This is a genomic window from Rhizobium anhuiense (assembly GCF_003985145.1).
Lineage (GTDB): Bacteria > Pseudomonadota > Alphaproteobacteria > Rhizobiales > Rhizobiaceae > Rhizobium > Rhizobium anhuiense.
The window spans coordinates 107,364-121,383 of the sequence record NZ_ML133538.1 but is presented as its reverse complement, the minus strand read 5'-3'; the positions used below and the strand labels follow the sequence as shown (position 1 = coordinate 121,383).

The window sequence follows — 14,020 nt, the reverse complement described above, 5'->3', positions numbered from 1 at the left end:
CCGGTCGGGGGCTTGCCTCAGCGCAAGTGGACATGCCGAGTGTCGCATTTCTAAATAGCTGAAGACGCGCCCAAAATGACACTTCTACTTTGCACACAAACGGACATTCCAACCCTGCCGCCACAATTGTTGTAGCCGGGCAGATTCCATTTTCAAATGCAACGAAGACAATAATCGATTGGCCTGAGCACCCGCCCCCTCCTTCGAGGCCCTTCGGGGCACCAGGATGAGGTTCTCTTGGATGTTGCGCTCCGCAAAACGTCCATCGAATGCGGCTCCGGCAGACAGGCGCCGCGCCGTCTCCGCTTGTCATGAGGAACAAAATTCGTATGGCGAGGTTGTCATTGCGATAAGCACAAGACCATGGGAGGAACTCATGCGGAAATCTCTTCAATTCGTCCTGGTTGGCTTGGCCGCCATAACTGGGCTGACTATCTCGCCGACGATCGTTGCCGCGCAGGACTTGGAGTTGCGGCTCGGCCCTGGTGGCGTCGGCGTTTATGACCGTGATCGTGATTATGACCGTTATGACCGCCGCGACCGCGGACGGCGCGGTTGTGATCCGGACGATGCTCTCGACATCGCCCGTAGCGAAGGACTTCGCAGGGCGCAGATCGTCCGCATATCTGCCCGCAGCATCGTCGTCCAGGGCATGACGCGCCGCGGACCGGAGCGAATGGTCTTTGCAAACCAGCGAGGCTGCCCGGAAATCTGAGTAGCGGCGTGAGCTGTAAAGTCGGTCGGCCTTTGCGATTGCGGAACGAATCCGCCCGGTGCAGCCTTGTTTGCGCACCGGCGCGGAACCTTTGGGCGCTCCGGACATTGCTGCCCATGCGGCGACCTGCATTGGGCCGTCTGCACGTTGGAGCACCATAGGAGGATTCATCATGATGAGCGGTCAATTGAAGGCGCTTCTCGCCGTTCTTGCCGTTGCCGGCTACCAGAACAGAGACAAGATCGGGGAACTCCTGCGGGGCATCCAGAACCCTCAGCAGGCTGGCGCGGGGAACCAGCAGCCGGGCGGTCTCGGGGGCATCCTCGGCGGACTGGGCGGTTCCGGCGGTCTCGGCGGCCTCCTCGGCGGGCTAACATCCGGCGGCATCGTCAGCGGCGGGCTGGGCGATCTACTGAAGACATTTCAGCAGAACGGTCACGGCGACAAGATCGAGTCTTGGGTACAGCCCGGTCAGAATGCCGACATCAATGATGGGCAGCTGGCGGAAGCACTCGGGCCTGACGTTCTCAACGAGATCGCCGCCAATACCGGCCTTTCTCATGAGGAGATTCTGGGCCGGCTGAGCCGCGACCTTCCCAAGGCTGTCGACGATCTGACACCAGAGGGGAAAGTGCCCAGTGCCGAAGAGGCGTTTTTGTCATCCGCGAGTCAATCAACCACCTCCGGGCGGCCCGGCACCATCTGATATCGGGACGTCGCCCTCGCCTATCACCACTGGGCAGGTGCTCGGTCAACGAACGCCTGCCAAAGTCTTCACTTGCAGGCCTGGGGAAGCAGGTTCATGCTTGTCCCGTCCGCTGGTTGCGGCTGAATGAGCTGCAACGCATCGGGTTTTCGCGAGATGCGTCCGATGGAGTGCGCGGGCTGCGGTTTCGATATTCAGAGCGGTTTTGCTTTCTGTCCGCGATGCGGCGCAAGGCAGCCTGTCACCTGCGCCGCCTGCGGCTATCCCTGTCAACCCGATTTTGCCTTCTGCCCGCAATGCGGCGCATCGATATCAGGCAAAGTCCAACCTGCATCGAAGCCCAACATCGAAGCGACAGCGCCTAAGCCGGACAGCGATGCCGACCGGCGGCCGGTGACCGTGCTCTTTGCCGATCTCTGCGGCTTCACGACGCTGAGCGAGCAGATCGATCCCGAAGTCATGCGGGTGCTGCAGAACGAATTGTTCGAAGAGATGGCACAGGCGGTCGAGGCTTATGGCGGCTTTGTCGACAAGTTCGTCGGTGATGCGCTCCTGGCGCTGTTCGGCGCGCCGGTCGCCCATGAAGACGATCCGGTTCGGGCGCTTAACGCCGCACTCAATATGATCAAGCGCGCCACGGAGGTCGGCGAGCGCTGGCACGCACGCGCCGGCGTGCCGTTGCGTCTGCATATCGGCATCAATAGCGGCCCTGTTGTCACCGGCGGCTTCGGTGCAGTCAGTACGAAATCCTATTCGGTGACCGGCGATACGGTGAATACCGCGCAACGCCTGCAATCCATGGCCGGCGAAAACGAGATCCTCGTTGGGCCGCTGACCTACCGCCTCACCCGCCATGCCTTCGCCTTCGACAGTCTCGGGGCTCAGACCTTGCGAGGCAAAAGCGGAAACGTGCAGGTCCATCGGCTGACCGGGCTGTCGGAAGCGCCGCATACGGCGCGTGGACTTGAAAGTTTCGGCCTGCGGGCGCCAATGATCGGACGGGACAGGGAGTTGTCGGGCTTGCTGACATGCCTCGACCTCGCCTGCGGCGGCGCGGCACAGCTTGTCCGCCTGATTGGCGAAGCGGGTATCGGCAAGTCGCGGCTGGTCAACGAGTTCGTCGCAATCGCTAGCAATACTGCCCGTTTTCAGGGCCTTGCCATCCGCAAAGCGACCTGCTCTCCCCTCGGCGAACAATCCTATGGGACGCTCGCCGCCGTGGTGCGCAGCGCCTACGGCATCGGCGAGCGGGATGATCTTGCCAGGACGCGGCAATTGCTGGCAACGGGGTTCGCCGCGCTCGATCTGACGCCGGAGGACGTGGAGGCACTTTTGCCGCTCTTTTTGCATGTCCTTGGTCTCGGAGATCCCGATGGCGCGTTGCGCCACATTGAGCCGGAGCAGTTGCGGCGGCAGATTTTCTATGCCGTCCGCACCGTCTTCGAGCGGCGGTTGGGACAAGGCCCCCTGCTGCTCGTCATCGAGGATCTGCATTGGGCGGACGCCGCCTCGCTTGAGGTGCTGCGCTTCATGATGGATCGGCTGGAGCGCAGCCGGCTGATGCTGCTTGTGATCTACCGGCCGACATCGCAGACCGACCCGCTGAACTCCAATCGTGTCAGCGTCACCGTGCAACGTCTTGAGCCACTCTTTGCAGCCGACGGGCAGAAGCTGCTTGCTGCCTTTTTTGGCGAGGGCCATAGCAAGTTGCCGGTGACGGTGCGCAAGCGCATCCTCGATCGCGCCGGCGGCAATCCGCTTTTCATCGAAGAAATCCTGCGCGGACTGATCGACATGGGCACGTTGCACGATGATGGTCAGCATGGCGACGGCCAGCACTGGCATGTCGCCGCCGAAGACACCGATGTCGATATCCCGGTCAATCTGCAGGCCCTGCTGCTTGCCCGCGTCGATCGGCTGCCGCAGGAGATCAGGCGGCTGGCGCAGGAGGCGGCGGTGGTCGGCCCGAAGTTCGATACCGCCCTGCTCCGCACCGTCGCCACCGACCCGAGCGGCATCGACGCTGCCTTGGATTACCTCTGCGATGCCAATATCATCGAGGAATTGCGCGGGTCCGATGCCGTGGTATCGCCGGGCTATCGCTTCAGCCAGACGCTGATGCACGATGTCATCTACCATAATCTCCTGCTGCAGCGGCGGGTGGAGCTTCATCAACGGATCGGCCGGGCTCTGGAACGTCAGTATGGCGCAGCGCCCGACCGGCCCGAGCATCTGGCGCAACTTGGCCATCATTTCAGCCTGACCACCGAAAAGTCCAAGGGCGCCAGCTATCTGATGGCGGCAGGCGATCTGGCGCGCAAGACCTACGCCAATGATGACGCCATGCGTCTCTATCGGCAGGCGCTTGCGGCCTTTGCCAACGAGGCGGAAGTGACACCGGAGCAACTGGCACTGCTGGAGCGTCTTGCCGATCTCTGCGGTCCTGCCGGCCTGCGCGACGCCGCCTTGGCCCATTATCAGCGAGCGCTTGCGATCCACCGCGCCAAAGACAATCCGATTGCCGCGGCGAGGATATTGCGCAAGATCGGCCGTTTGCATCTCGATGCCGGCCGCCGCGATCAGGCGGAGATCCATTGCGCCGAAGCTGAAGCGACGATCGCAACCGTGGATGCGCCGGTCGAACGTGCGCATGTCCTGCAAGAGCGCGGCCATCTCGCCTTCCGCATGGGCGATCAGGCTGCCGCTGCCGAGTGGGCGACGCAGGCGCTGCAATGCCTGCAAACGCTGCCGATCGACGGCACGACCGAGGCCGGACGGGAGACGGCGCGGGCGATGGCAGAGGCGCTGAATACCAAGGGTGCAGCCCTTGCGCGACTCGGACGTAGCCGCGAGGCCGTGCAGGAAGTGGAGCGCAGTCTCTCCGTCGCCGAAAAGGCCGATCTGCAAAGTGCCGCCTGCCGCGCCTATTCCAATCTTGGCGTTCTCTACACGATCGTCGATCCGGCCAGCGCCATCAAGATCTGCCGGCGAGGACTGGAGGTCGCGACCCGTATTGGCGATCTCGGCTTCCAGGCGCGTCTTCTCGCCAATCTCGCCGTTGCCTGCTGCACCTTTACCGATCGGTGCGCCGCCGAGGGCGTACCGGCGGCGGAGAAATCAGTCGAAATCGACCGGGCGCTCGATCAGCGCGACCATCTCTCCGTGCCGCTGATCGTGCTCGGCCAGATTCATCAATGCCACGGGCAGCCGAAGCTAGCTCGTAAGTATTACGAGGAAGCCCTTGAGGTTGCGAAGGAAATTGATGAACCGCAACTGCTCTTTCCGTGCTATGATGGCTTGGCGACACTCAGCCTCGAGCATGACGACATGGACGCGGCAGAACGGTATTTCACGCTGGCACAGGATGTGTGCATCCGCCACAACCTCGATCCAGGCACGCTCGTCGTCTTGCCGTTTCTCGACTGACCCGTCCTCGTTGCAGTGATCGCCGGAGATCGATTTGGCAAGTCGATTCAAAAACATAAAGGGAGGAACGAAACATGCAGGAGAACCACGCCGCAAGGCCATTGCAGCCGGGAGATCGCGCGCCGAACGTGGTGCTGGATGCCATCACCCGCCAGGGGAAAGTTGCCATCGACGATTTTCGCGGCCAGAAGCCGGTGCTCGTCGGGTTGTTCCGCGGATTGCATTGCCCCTTCTGCCGCCGCCAGATCGCCGCCATGGCCGAACTCACCGATGCCTTGCAGGAGAAGGGCATCGACAGCCTGACCGTCGTCAACACACCGATCGACCGCGCCCGCCTCTATTTTCGCTACCATCCGCTTCCCAATCTGCTGGCGGCCTCGGACCCGGAGCGGGTATCGCACAAGGCCTTCGGCCTGCCGAACCTTCAATTTACCGAAGACGAGAATGACTGGCCGCATAAAATCAGCATGAATGCGGTGACGTCGATGCGCATCGACATGCCGGACGAGCTTCCAGCGCCCATGGACCTGATGGCAGCCGTGGAATTTCTCGACAGGGCCGATGGTTACGAATTCACCGAAGATGACAAGCAGATGATCGCCACCGGCCACGGCCAGCTTGTCGGTGAATTCCTGCTCGATCGGGATGGCGTCGTGCGCTGGTGCTTCACCGAAGTCGAGGAGGATGGTCGTCATATGTTCGGCGGCCCTGCCCCTCGCGAAGTGATGTCGGCAGCGTCGAACATGGCTGTTTGAAGCAAAAGAGGCCGTTCTTGACCGGTTGAACGCCGGAGCAAGGCGGGCCATTCCAAACCCGCGTGCTCGCCGTCATTCCGCCCTGAATTTGGCGTGGCAGGTCGTGCAGGTCTGGAGCATGAGGTGGAACGCGTGTTCCGCCGGCATTGCCAGGAGATCCTGCTCGTTGCGGACGTGAGTGCCGAGCGGTCCGCCGCCCATGGCCTCGCCGGGCTTCATGCGCATGCTGGCGGACATCGATCCCGGGTTACTCCGGGCGGCGGCGTCCAGCGCGACCGCGTAGTCGCGCAGGTCGTTCGCGATCCGGTCGAACCGCTCGCGCTCCGCGGGGATGTTCGGCCTGGCCTTCGACTGTGGACTCACGGCCTCGGACATGAAGTGTCCGGAGAGAACGACACCCGACCTTTCGCGGATTGTGTCGGCAGCCCAGCTGAACTCGGTAGCCTTGTAGCTCGCCGGATCCTTGAACATGCCGGAGATGGTCTTAACCGCCGCGGCCATGGCCTTCATGTCGGCCTGCCGAAGCGCTACGACATCCTCGGTCGCCGGCGACGAGACTGCCGTGATCGGCATCACTCCCGCGACGAAGAGCAATCCGAAGATGTTCGCAAATATGGTCCGTCTCATAAGGCTGCTTTCCGAATTCGAGATCGTGCCGCTTGCGACTACCGATATCCGTTCTCATCGGGGCAATAAAAGGGCGGGCGCCCTCCCCGATACGCCGCATCTCGCGATGCTCCAAGCCGATCAGGAAGCGTTAACCGCCGCCGATTAGTCTGCGCCCCTCGGCAGGAGAGGATCGATGAAAGGTGGCTATTCACTGGCCCAGATAGGGCTTCACTGGCTGGTCGCCCTCATGGTGCCGGTGCAGTATCTGACGGGTGGCAGCATCGAGAGAACCCACCATGCCGTCCACATGGGGATGGCGCCGGCTTATTGGGACGTCGTTCAGCACCAGCTCCATAACTATGCAGGAATGGCGATCGGACTGCTGATGGGCGCACGGCTGGTTCTTCGTATCCTTCAGCCGCCAGAGATCGGCGCGCCCGGCACATGGAGCGGACGAGCCGCCACGGCGCTTCATCACGCCTTCTACGCCGCAATCATTGGACAGGCCTGCATGGGATTGGTCGCGAGCTACGTCTGGTTCGGGATCGCGCCGTACCACGTTATCGGGTCGAGGATCATCCTGGCGATGGTCGCGCTGCATCTCGCCGCGGCGATCTGGCATACGCTCGTCGTCCGTGACGATACGGTCGACCGGATACTGCTGCCGCGCCGGAAGCGGTCAGCCAAAAATCTGTAACGTGGCGAGCGTCAGCAGGACATAGCGGCCCGCCTTGGCGACGAAAACCGGGATCGTGTAGCATTATAGCGCCAAAGGAAGCTCTAGCTTGTGCACAACGTGATGTTCGCGCCACATAAAGGACTCGAACATCCGTGATACAGAGGTCTTAATTGAAATCCGGCTGCATTGCATGTAGGCCGTTGGGAATGGGCAAGATGTACCGAATCGCAATGAGCAAGCTGCTCGTGATGATACGGCTGGTGATCGTCGTATCACTGGCGGGGTACTCGTTGTCGAACGCTAACGCAGCGATGCACGGCTCCTCCTTCCCCGATCTCAAAGCCGTTGTGTCCGACGTGACGTCGCCCCATGAAGGCCACGACATGACGGAGGCCGCCCATCATGGCCACGCGCATGGCGACGTATCTCATGATGGCGATGGCCCGTCGAAGCTCGTCAAGCAGGAATGCTGCAAGGACTTCTGTGGCGGGCTTGGCATCATTTGTGATGGCCCCGACGTCGGCGGACCCGTCGTGACCTCGATCCGGCAGTTCGTCGACGACCGGACGACCATTGGCGAACTGCCGCCCCTCCACCGTCCCCCAAATATCTGAATAGAGACACACCCGCTTGATCGGGTCCCGTCGGTCGCGTGCCTTTTAGGCGAGCGCCCACCGGTTATCTCTTGTTCGGAAACTTCATAATGAAACCCTCGCTTTTCGTGGTGGGGCTGCCGCTTCTTGTCGGCGGCTGCGCATCCACGCTTCCTCCCGACGTGGTGGCATCCTCCGCCGCCGTCGAACAGCCGTCCGCGCGCCCCATCACATACCGGTCGCCGATCTCGGGCTATGAAGCCAGGCAGCCCGTCGACCCCAAGCCTTGGCGCAGACAGAACGATCTGCAGTCTCCAGCAAATGGAGATGCCTCATGATCGGGCCTAGAAGAATAATCATGGCGCTGGCATTCCCGCTGGCGCTAAGCGGTTGCGTCACGGGCGACGACTATTCCCGCAATGAGGCGGGCTTCATTTCCGTCGCCAACAAGACCGCCAGTGTCGAGGCGAAAGAGACCGTCTGGATCCAGAACCAGAACCAGGCCCGTTCTGCGGGGGCGCAGGTCAAAAGCCTGCTTGCTCGAACGAAACCTCTCGACGTCGAGACGGCCGTCCAGATCGCCCTGCTCAACAACAAAGGCCTCCAGGCCGCCTATGCCGATCTTGGCTACCGTGCGGCTGACGCCTGGCAGTCGACGATGTTCATCAACCCGACAGTCTCCTTCGGCACCACAGGGATCGGAACTCCGGAACTTCAAGCGTTCAAGACGATCGAGGGGATGATCACAACGAACATCCTGGCGCTCGCGACGAAGAGCAGGGACGTGGCGATCGCCGACACACGCTTCCGGCAGGCGCAGTTGACCGCGGCCGTGAGAACGCTCCAGGTTGCCGCCGACACGCGGCGTGCCTGGATCGGCGCAGTCGCGGCCTGGGAGAACGTCGGGCAGCTCCAGCGCGCCCAGGCGACGGCCGATGCCGCTTCGGAGCTCGCGGCGAAGCTGGGCGAGACCGGTGCGATGACCAAGGGCGCCCAGGCACGTGAACATGTGTTCGTCGCCGAAATCGCCGGAGAAACGGCGAAGGCCCGCCTGGCGGCCCGCCTCGCCAAAGAGGAGCTGACGCGACTGATGGGCCTCTGGGGCTCCGAGCTGGACTATCAGGTTCCGAACAGCCTGCCGCCGCTGCCCAAGTCCGTCGCAAAACGCGACACCATCGAAGCCGAAGCACTCCGAAACCGGATAGACCTCCAGGTCGCGAAGCTCGAACTCGAAGCCACAGCCAGGTCCTATGGCCTGACCGAAGCGACGCGCTACGTCACCGACCTCGAGATCCTGACCGGCTTCGAAACGGAACGGGAAATCGAGGACGACGAGAAGAAGACAAGGACGACTCCCCAGGTCGAACTGGAGTTCGCAATCCCGATCTTCGACACCGGCAAGGCCCGGATGCGCAAGGCCGAGGTGGCATACATGCGGGCGGCGAACTTACTGGCGGAGAAAGCCGTCAACGTGCGCTCGGAAGCGCGCTCCGCCTACGAGGCCTACCGCTCGAACTACGACATCGCCCGGCACTACCGCAACAACGTCGTTCCGCTGCGCGCCAAGGTCGAGGAGGAATCCCTGCTGACCTACAACGGCATGATCACCAACACGTTCGAGCTGCTGACCGACACCCGCGACAAGATCAACTCCATCCTGCTCTCCGTCAACGCGAAGCGAGACTTCTGGCTGGCCGAAGCCAATCTCGCGCCTGCCATCTACGGCGGCGGCGCGACGAACGCCTCGGCAGAGACCGAGGTCGCCGCTGCTTCCGGGAGCGGCGGTGGCGGCGGCCATTGAGAAAGGAAATTACCATGTTCAACAGACGACAACTGTTCGGTGCAAGCGCGGCCATACTGGCGGCGGGAGCCTGGACGAAGACATCGGCGATGGGTCTGCCCGACGCTCCGACAATGGAATCGGCGGACATGCAGCCGCCGCTCCACCCGACCTCGGGTCCAGACTACCAGCCGGTCGTCACCCTCAACGGCTGGACCCTGCCCCACCGGATGAATAACGGCGTCAAGGAGTTCCACCTCGTCGCCGAGCCGGTCGAGCGCGAGATGGCCGACGGCATGACAGCCTATCTCTGGGGCTATAACGGCCAGTCTCCGGGGCCGACGATCGAGGCGGTGGAAGGCGACCGCGTCCGTATCTTCGTCACCAACAAGCTGCCGGAGCACACGACGATCCACTGGCACGGCATGATCCTGCCGTCGGGCATGGACGGCGTCGGCGGCCTGACGCAACCGCACATCCCGGTCGGCAAAACCTACGTCTACGAGTTCGATCTCGTGAAGTCCGGCACCTTCATGTACCACCCGCATTCCGACGAGATGGTCCAGATGGCCATGGGCATGATGGGCTTCTTCGTCATCCATCCGAAGGATCCGAAGTTCATGCGCGTCGATCGCGACTTCGTCTTCCTGCTCAACGCCTACGACATCGATCCCGGCTCCTACGTGCCGCGGATCATGGAGATGACCGACTTCAACATGTGGTGCTGGAACAGCCGCGTGTTTCCGGACATCAGCCCCCTCGTCGTTTCCAAGAACGACAGGGTGCGGGTGCGTGTCGGCAACCTGACGATGACGAACCATCCAATCCATATGCATGGCTACGATTTCGAGGTGACATGCACCGACGGCGGCTGGGTCCGGCCGGAGGCGCGGTGGCCGGAGGTCAGCATCGACATTCCGGTCGGCGCGATGCGCGCCTACGAGTTCGATGCCAAGTACCTCGGCGACTGGGCGATCCACTGCCACAAGTCCCATCACACGATGAACGCCATGGGTCATGACATCCCGACTTTCATCGGTGCAGACAAGTCGAAGGTCGCCGAGAAGATCAGGAAGCTGCAGCCGGACTACATGCCCATGGGTACCAAGGGCATGGCCGATATGGGCGAAATGGAAATGCCAATTCCCGAGAACACCGTTCCGATGATGACCGGCTGGGGGCCACACGGCCCCATCGAGATGGGCGGCATGTTCTCGGTCGTGAAGGTTCGCGAGGGCATCTCGGCGGACGACTACTCCGATCCGGGCTGGTACGAAAACCCGCCGGGAACGCAGGCCTGGGAGTGGACCGGCGAGCTGCCGGACGCGACCAAGGCCAAAGACGCAAAGACGCAAATCACGCCGAAGCCGACAAAAGGCTGAGGCCCAATCTCCCACGTCAAGAAAGGATCTATGCATGAAGAACTGCGTATTGGCACTGGCGCTCGTCGCCCTCGCAACCCCGGCGCTCGCGTCCGGCAATCACGCCGGCGGCCATGGCGACAAGATGGCCATCGGCGAGCCTGGCGACAAGGCGAAGGCGACGCAGACGATCCGCGTCACGATGAAGGAAACCGAGGACGGCAAGATGCTGTTTACTCCGGCCGTCTTCAATGTCCGCAAGGGACAGACGGTCAAGATCGCGATCAAGAATGCCGGAACCGTCGACCACGAGTTTGTGCTCGATCAGGAAGACAAGATTCTCGAGCACAAGGCCGTCATGGAGAAGTTCCCGGAGATGGAGCATGACGATCCGAACTCGATTCGTCTTCCAGCCGGCCAGTCCGGCGAGATCGTCTGGAAGTTCACCACCGACGGCGAGTTCAAGTTCGCCTGCCTGATCCCCGGCCACTACGAAGCCGGGATGCACGGCGACGTCACCGTCGCTGGCAAGTAATCTGCAAAAGGAGCCATAAACATGAAAACTGTTATGATCAAAATCGGCGTTGCCGCCCTGCTTTCGGCCAGCGCAGCCTTCGGTGCGTTCGCCCAGGAATTCACCAAGGGCGTCGTCAACAAGGTCGACACCAAGGCGAAGAAAGTCACCATCAAGCATGAGGACCTGAAGGGCCTCGACATGCCGGCGATGACGATGGTCTTCCGGGTCGAGGACCCGGCGCTGCTCGAAAAGCTGAAGGAAGGTTCGAACATCGAGTTCGTTGCCGAACGCGTGAATGGCAAGCTGACCGTCACCGAAGTAAAGTAGGGGACTCCTGCCGCCCGGCCTCGATCCGGGCGGCAGGACATCGAGGAGTGGAAACGATGCACAGGAGAAGCTTCATCGCATGGGCGGCATCAGCCCTGGCGTTCCCTGGCGGAAGGGCCTTCGCCGTCGCGCCGGCGAAGATGACCGTCTACAAGGATCCGAACTGCGGCTGCTGTCATGAATGGTCGAAGGCGATGGCGGCCGCAGGATTTTCGGTCGACGCCCGCGACACCGACGATCTTGCCGCGGTCAAGGCGCGGCTGGGCGTACCTGTCGACCTGGAGGGATGCCACACTGCCGTCGTCGAGGAATACTACCTCGAAGGACACGTTCCGCTCGAAGCCGTCCAGCGTCTGCTGCGGGAACGGCCGCCGGTCCGTGGGCTGGCCGTGCCCGGCATGCCTCCTGGTTCGTTGGGAATGGGCGACGACCAGCAGGCGTCCTTCGACGTCTATGCGATCCCCTCGGGGACCGCCACGCCATACGTGTTCATGGAGGTCCGCCCCCGGAAGGGCTGACGCACTCGATCGGCCAAGCCATGTCGTACGACCGCTCAGGAAACCGGACTGTTGCAGAGCGCCGCCCAGAGATCGTGCTTCCAGTCGGCCCCCGGCCGCGCCGACACGTCGACCGCATAGTCGGCGGAATTGATCCGGACCATGGCGGGCGAAACGCAGCGCACGCTCGCCTGGTGTCTTCCTCCGTCCCGATAGAGCACCGTCCCGCCGCCGTCGAACTCCAAAAGCGCAATGACGACGTCGAAATCGAAGGTGGGATCGCGGGCGGGCCTGCCCTCTGCCAGACTGAGGCTGATCGACCGGCTGCTGCCGAACGAAGCAGTATGGAAGATCGCAAGTTCGGACGCCGCCGATATCGATGCGGACTGCGTGCAAAGGATCAAAAGCAGAAGCATCCGGTGCATTTACCCCTCCCGTGGTCAATGCATCTCGATCCTATCATATCCGAGGAGACCACGCGAATATTCGCATGGCTGGCCGGCCGTGTTTGCGTCACGCGGCGTCACTCCGGAAGACCGGCCTTGCGGTAGCCGTCGATGAAATGTGCAAGCGTCCGGGCGTCGCGGAAGGGCTCGGTCGCCGCCCAGTGGCGGGTTGAAAAATGCGGGTTGGCGACGAGGAACAGTTCGACCTCGGCGCGCGCCTCGTCGAGCCGGCCGAGCTGGGCAAGGCTTGCCGCCAGGAAACGGCGTGAGCTCGTCCGATAGGTCTCGTCCCGGCGCAGCGTCTCGACGGCAGATTCGTACTCACCGGCGGCATATTGCGCCTGGCCGAGCGTCAGATAATACCAGCTTGCCGGAAACGGGTTCAGCCGAAAGGCCTTGGCGATGTGCTCACGCCCCTCCCCGATCCGCCCGGCGAGAACCGCGATATCGGACAGCGCCGCAAAGGTGTCGGCCTCGTTGGGATCGAGCTCGATCGCCTTGGCGAACTCCGCATCCGCCTCGTCGAAGCTGCGCTCATAGGCCAACAGATAGGCCAGGATCCAACGACAGCCGGCATCGTTGGGGTCGATTGCGACAGCCTTGCGTGCCAGTTCCAAGGCAAGGCTGCGGGTCGGTTGCGTTGGTCCGCCGCTGTGGACCTCTCCCATCCAGTGGTTGATGGCGAGCCAGCGATAGGCCTCGGCATAGTCCGGATCGAGCGAGATCGCACGCGTCAGCATCAGATGCGCTTCCCGCGCCGTCTGCGGTGAATCATCCATCAGCCTGCGCGCCCGCACACAGAGATCGTAAGCCTCGAGGTTCTTCGGTCGGTTGCGCGGCGGCGCGCGCAGACGGCCGAGCAGCGCCTCGACGATCTTGCCGGTGACCTCGTCCTGAACGGCAAAGATATCGTCCAGGCTGCGGTCGAAGCGTTCCGCCCATAGATGATCGCCACTGACCGCGTCGACCAACTGGGCGTTGATCCGCACCTGCCCTGCGGCGCGTCTTGCGCTCCCCTCCAGCAGGTAGCGCACCCCGAGTTCCTCGGCGATGGCGCGCACGTCCATCGCCCTTCCCTTATAGGAAAAGGCCGAGTTGCGGGCGATGACGAACAGGCCTGGCATCCTGGAGAGATCAGTGATCAGGTCCTCGGTCAGCCCATCCGCAAAGGATTCCTGCTCGGGATCGTTGCTGATATTGGCGAAGGGCAGCACGGCGATCGATGGCTTGTCGGGCAGCGGCAGAGGTGTTCGGTTCACGCCGCCGAGATGATTGATGGCGCCTGTAAAGCGGTAGCCGACGCGCGGCACCGTGGCGATCCATTCACCGCCATCGGCGGCCGGGCCGAGCAGCTTGCGCAACTGCGCGATCTGGACGGTGAGATTGCCTTCCTCGACCGCCCTGCCCGGCCAAGCCGCGTCCATCAACTCGGCCTTCCCCAAGATTTCGCCGGACCGCCTGACAAGTGCTGCAAGCAGCTTTACCCCGCGATGGCCAACGGCAACGGGATCGTCGCTCCGAAGGAGCGTTCCCGCCCCCGGATCAAGCACGAACGGACCAAAGGCAAAGCGCGATCCCATGGGGCGCATCCTAGAGACTTTAAAGCTTG

16 protein-coding genes are annotated in these 14,020 nt (G+C 62.5%); 13 read left to right on the top strand and 3 right to left on the bottom strand.

The genetic code is table 11. The annotated features are described in order from the left end of the window. Positions 1 to 376 precede the first annotated feature (376 nt). The 4 genes from EEQ99_RS30255 (at position 377) to EEQ99_RS30240 (ending at position 5,602) form a co-directional block, all read left to right on the top strand. Entirely contained in the window at positions 377 to 715 is a 339-nt protein-coding gene (locus tag EEQ99_RS30255; protein WP_097544281.1) for a hypothetical protein, read from the top strand. A gap of 172 nt (positions 716 to 887) precedes the next feature. Then, positions 888 to 1,421, top strand: a complete 534-nt coding sequence (locus EEQ99_RS30250) for a YidB family protein (protein WP_047615838.1) — start codon at positions 888 to 890, stop codon at positions 1,419 to 1,421. Between the two features lie 165 nt (positions 1,422 to 1,586). Further along, entirely contained in the window at positions 1,587 to 4,847 is a 3,261-nt protein-coding gene (locus tag EEQ99_RS30245; RefSeq protein WP_097544280.1) for an adenylate/guanylate cyclase domain-containing protein, read from the top strand. 74 nt (positions 4,848 to 4,921) lie between these two features. Beyond that, positions 4,922 to 5,602, top strand: coding sequence for a peroxiredoxin-like family protein (locus EEQ99_RS30240; RefSeq protein ID WP_097544279.1), 681 nt, complete (start codon positions 4,922 to 4,924; stop codon positions 5,600 to 5,602). Positions 5,603 to 5,674: 72 nt separating this feature from the next. Here the strand turns inward: EEQ99_RS30240 and EEQ99_RS30235 are convergent, their stop codons facing one another. Beyond that, positions 5,675 to 6,175 carry a c-type cytochrome gene (locus EEQ99_RS30235; RefSeq protein WP_373289173.1) on the bottom strand — a complete coding sequence of 167 codons (501 nt, stop codon included), beginning with the start codon at positions 6,173 to 6,175 and terminating at the stop codon, positions 5,675 to 5,677. Between EEQ99_RS30235 and EEQ99_RS34805 the strand changes: the two genes are divergently transcribed. The 9 genes from EEQ99_RS34805 to EEQ99_RS30195 all read left to right on the top strand — a co-directional run bounded on the left by EEQ99_RS34805 (position 6,165) and on the right by EEQ99_RS30195 (position 11,986). Continuing rightward, positions 6,165 to 6,377 (top strand): hypothetical protein, encoded by a 213-nt coding sequence (locus EEQ99_RS34805; RefSeq protein ID WP_164735987.1) that lies wholly within the window; start codon positions 6,165 to 6,167, stop codon positions 6,375 to 6,377. The two genes, EEQ99_RS30235 and EEQ99_RS34805, sit on opposite strands and share 11 nt — an antisense overlap. A gap of 27 nt (positions 6,378 to 6,404) precedes the next feature. Beyond that, a complete protein-coding gene (locus EEQ99_RS30230) occupies positions 6,405 to 6,908 on the top strand; it encodes a cytochrome b (RefSeq protein ID WP_097544277.1) in 504 nt (167 codons plus the stop codon). A gap of 197 nt (positions 6,909 to 7,105) precedes the next feature. Next, positions 7,106 to 7,504, top strand: coding sequence for a hypothetical protein (locus tag EEQ99_RS30225; RefSeq protein WP_097544319.1), 399 nt, complete (start codon positions 7,106 to 7,108; stop codon positions 7,502 to 7,504). 89 nt (positions 7,505 to 7,593) lie between these two features. Beyond that, complete coding sequence (locus EEQ99_RS30220; protein ID WP_047615196.1) at positions 7,594 to 7,821, top strand: hypothetical protein; 228 nt, start codon at positions 7,594 to 7,596, stop codon at positions 7,819 to 7,821. Next, positions 7,818 to 9,284, top strand: a complete 1,467-nt coding sequence (locus EEQ99_RS30215) for a TolC family protein (protein WP_127431591.1) — start codon at positions 7,818 to 7,820, stop codon at positions 9,282 to 9,284. The genes EEQ99_RS30220 and EEQ99_RS30215 overlap by 4 nt, the downstream gene beginning before the upstream one ends. A 14-nt stretch (positions 9,285 to 9,298) precedes the next feature. Then, entirely contained in the window at positions 9,299 to 10,645 is a 1,347-nt protein-coding gene (locus EEQ99_RS30210; RefSeq protein ID WP_097544274.1) for a multicopper oxidase family protein, read from the top strand. Positions 10,646 to 10,679: 34 nt separating this feature from the next. Beyond that, the gene (locus tag EEQ99_RS30205) at positions 10,680 to 11,159 is read left to right on the top strand and encodes a cupredoxin domain-containing protein (RefSeq protein WP_097544273.1); all 480 of its coding nucleotides are present in this window, start codon (positions 10,680 to 10,682) and stop codon (positions 11,157 to 11,159) included. A gap of 21 nt (positions 11,160 to 11,180) precedes the next feature. Then, the gene (locus EEQ99_RS30200; RefSeq protein WP_062940207.1) at positions 11,181 to 11,468 is read left to right on the top strand and encodes a copper-binding protein; all 288 of its coding nucleotides are present in this window, start codon (positions 11,181 to 11,183) and stop codon (positions 11,466 to 11,468) included. A gap of 56 nt (positions 11,469 to 11,524) precedes the next feature. Next, on the top strand, positions 11,525 to 11,986 hold the full coding sequence (locus EEQ99_RS30195) for a DUF411 domain-containing protein (RefSeq protein WP_097544272.1): 462 nt from the start codon (positions 11,525 to 11,527) through the stop codon (positions 11,984 to 11,986). Between the two features lie 35 nt (positions 11,987 to 12,021). Here EEQ99_RS30195 and EEQ99_RS30190 read toward each other — a convergent pair whose 3' ends face one another. Beyond that, positions 12,022 to 12,390, bottom strand: coding sequence for a hypothetical protein (locus EEQ99_RS30190; RefSeq protein WP_097544271.1), 369 nt, complete (start codon positions 12,388 to 12,390; stop codon positions 12,022 to 12,024). A gap of 98 nt (positions 12,391 to 12,488) precedes the next feature. Further along, positions 12,489 to 14,000 carry a winged helix-turn-helix domain-containing tetratricopeptide repeat protein gene (locus tag EEQ99_RS30185; protein WP_097544270.1) on the bottom strand — a complete coding sequence of 504 codons (1,512 nt, stop codon included), beginning with the start codon at positions 13,998 to 14,000 and terminating at the stop codon, positions 12,489 to 12,491. Positions 14,001 to 14,020 lie beyond the last annotated feature (20 nt).

Bases quoted from the DNA above. Each gene is read 5' to 3' on its own strand.
- EEQ99_RS30250 (WP_047615838.1), top strand. From the start codon at position 888: ATGATGAGCGGTCAATTGAAGGCGCTTCTCGCCGTTCTTGCCGTTGCC.
- EEQ99_RS30200 (WP_062940207.1), top strand. From the start codon at position 11,181: ATGAAAACTGTTATGATCAAAATCGGCGTTGCCGCCCTGCTTTCGGCC.
- EEQ99_RS30195 (WP_097544272.1), top strand. From the start codon at position 11,525: ATGCACAGGAGAAGCTTCATCGCATGGGCGGCATCAGCCCTGGCGTTC.
- EEQ99_RS30210 (WP_097544274.1), top strand. From the start codon at position 9,299: ATGTTCAACAGACGACAACTGTTCGGTGCAAGCGCGGCCATACTGGCG.
- EEQ99_RS30240 (WP_097544279.1), top strand. From the start codon at position 4,922: ATGCAGGAGAACCACGCCGCAAGGCCATTGCAGCCGGGAGATCGCGCG.
- EEQ99_RS30185 (WP_097544270.1), bottom strand. From the start codon at position 14,000: ATGCGCCCCATGGGATCGCGCTTTGCCTTTGGTCCGTTCGTGCTTGAT.
- EEQ99_RS30220 (WP_047615196.1), top strand. From the start codon at position 7,594: ATGAAACCCTCGCTTTTCGTGGTGGGGCTGCCGCTTCTTGTCGGCGGC.
- EEQ99_RS30235 (WP_373289173.1), bottom strand. From the start codon at position 6,175: ATGCCGATCACGGCAGTCTCGTCGCCGGCGACCGAGGATGTCGTAGCG.
- EEQ99_RS30190 (WP_097544271.1), bottom strand. From the start codon at position 12,390: ATGCACCGGATGCTTCTGCTTTTGATCCTTTGCACGCAGTCCGCATCG.
- EEQ99_RS30230 (WP_097544277.1), top strand. From the start codon at position 6,405: ATGAAAGGTGGCTATTCACTGGCCCAGATAGGGCTTCACTGGCTGGTC.
- EEQ99_RS30255 (WP_097544281.1), top strand. From the start codon at position 377: ATGCGGAAATCTCTTCAATTCGTCCTGGTTGGCTTGGCCGCCATAACT.
- EEQ99_RS30215 (WP_127431591.1), top strand. From the start codon at position 7,818: ATGATCGGGCCTAGAAGAATAATCATGGCGCTGGCATTCCCGCTGGCG.
- EEQ99_RS30245 (WP_097544280.1), top strand. From the start codon at position 1,587: ATGGAGTGCGCGGGCTGCGGTTTCGATATTCAGAGCGGTTTTGCTTTC.
- EEQ99_RS30205 (WP_097544273.1), top strand. From the start codon at position 10,680: ATGAAGAACTGCGTATTGGCACTGGCGCTCGTCGCCCTCGCAACCCCG.
- EEQ99_RS30225 (WP_097544319.1), top strand. From the start codon at position 7,106: ATGTACCGAATCGCAATGAGCAAGCTGCTCGTGATGATACGGCTGGTG.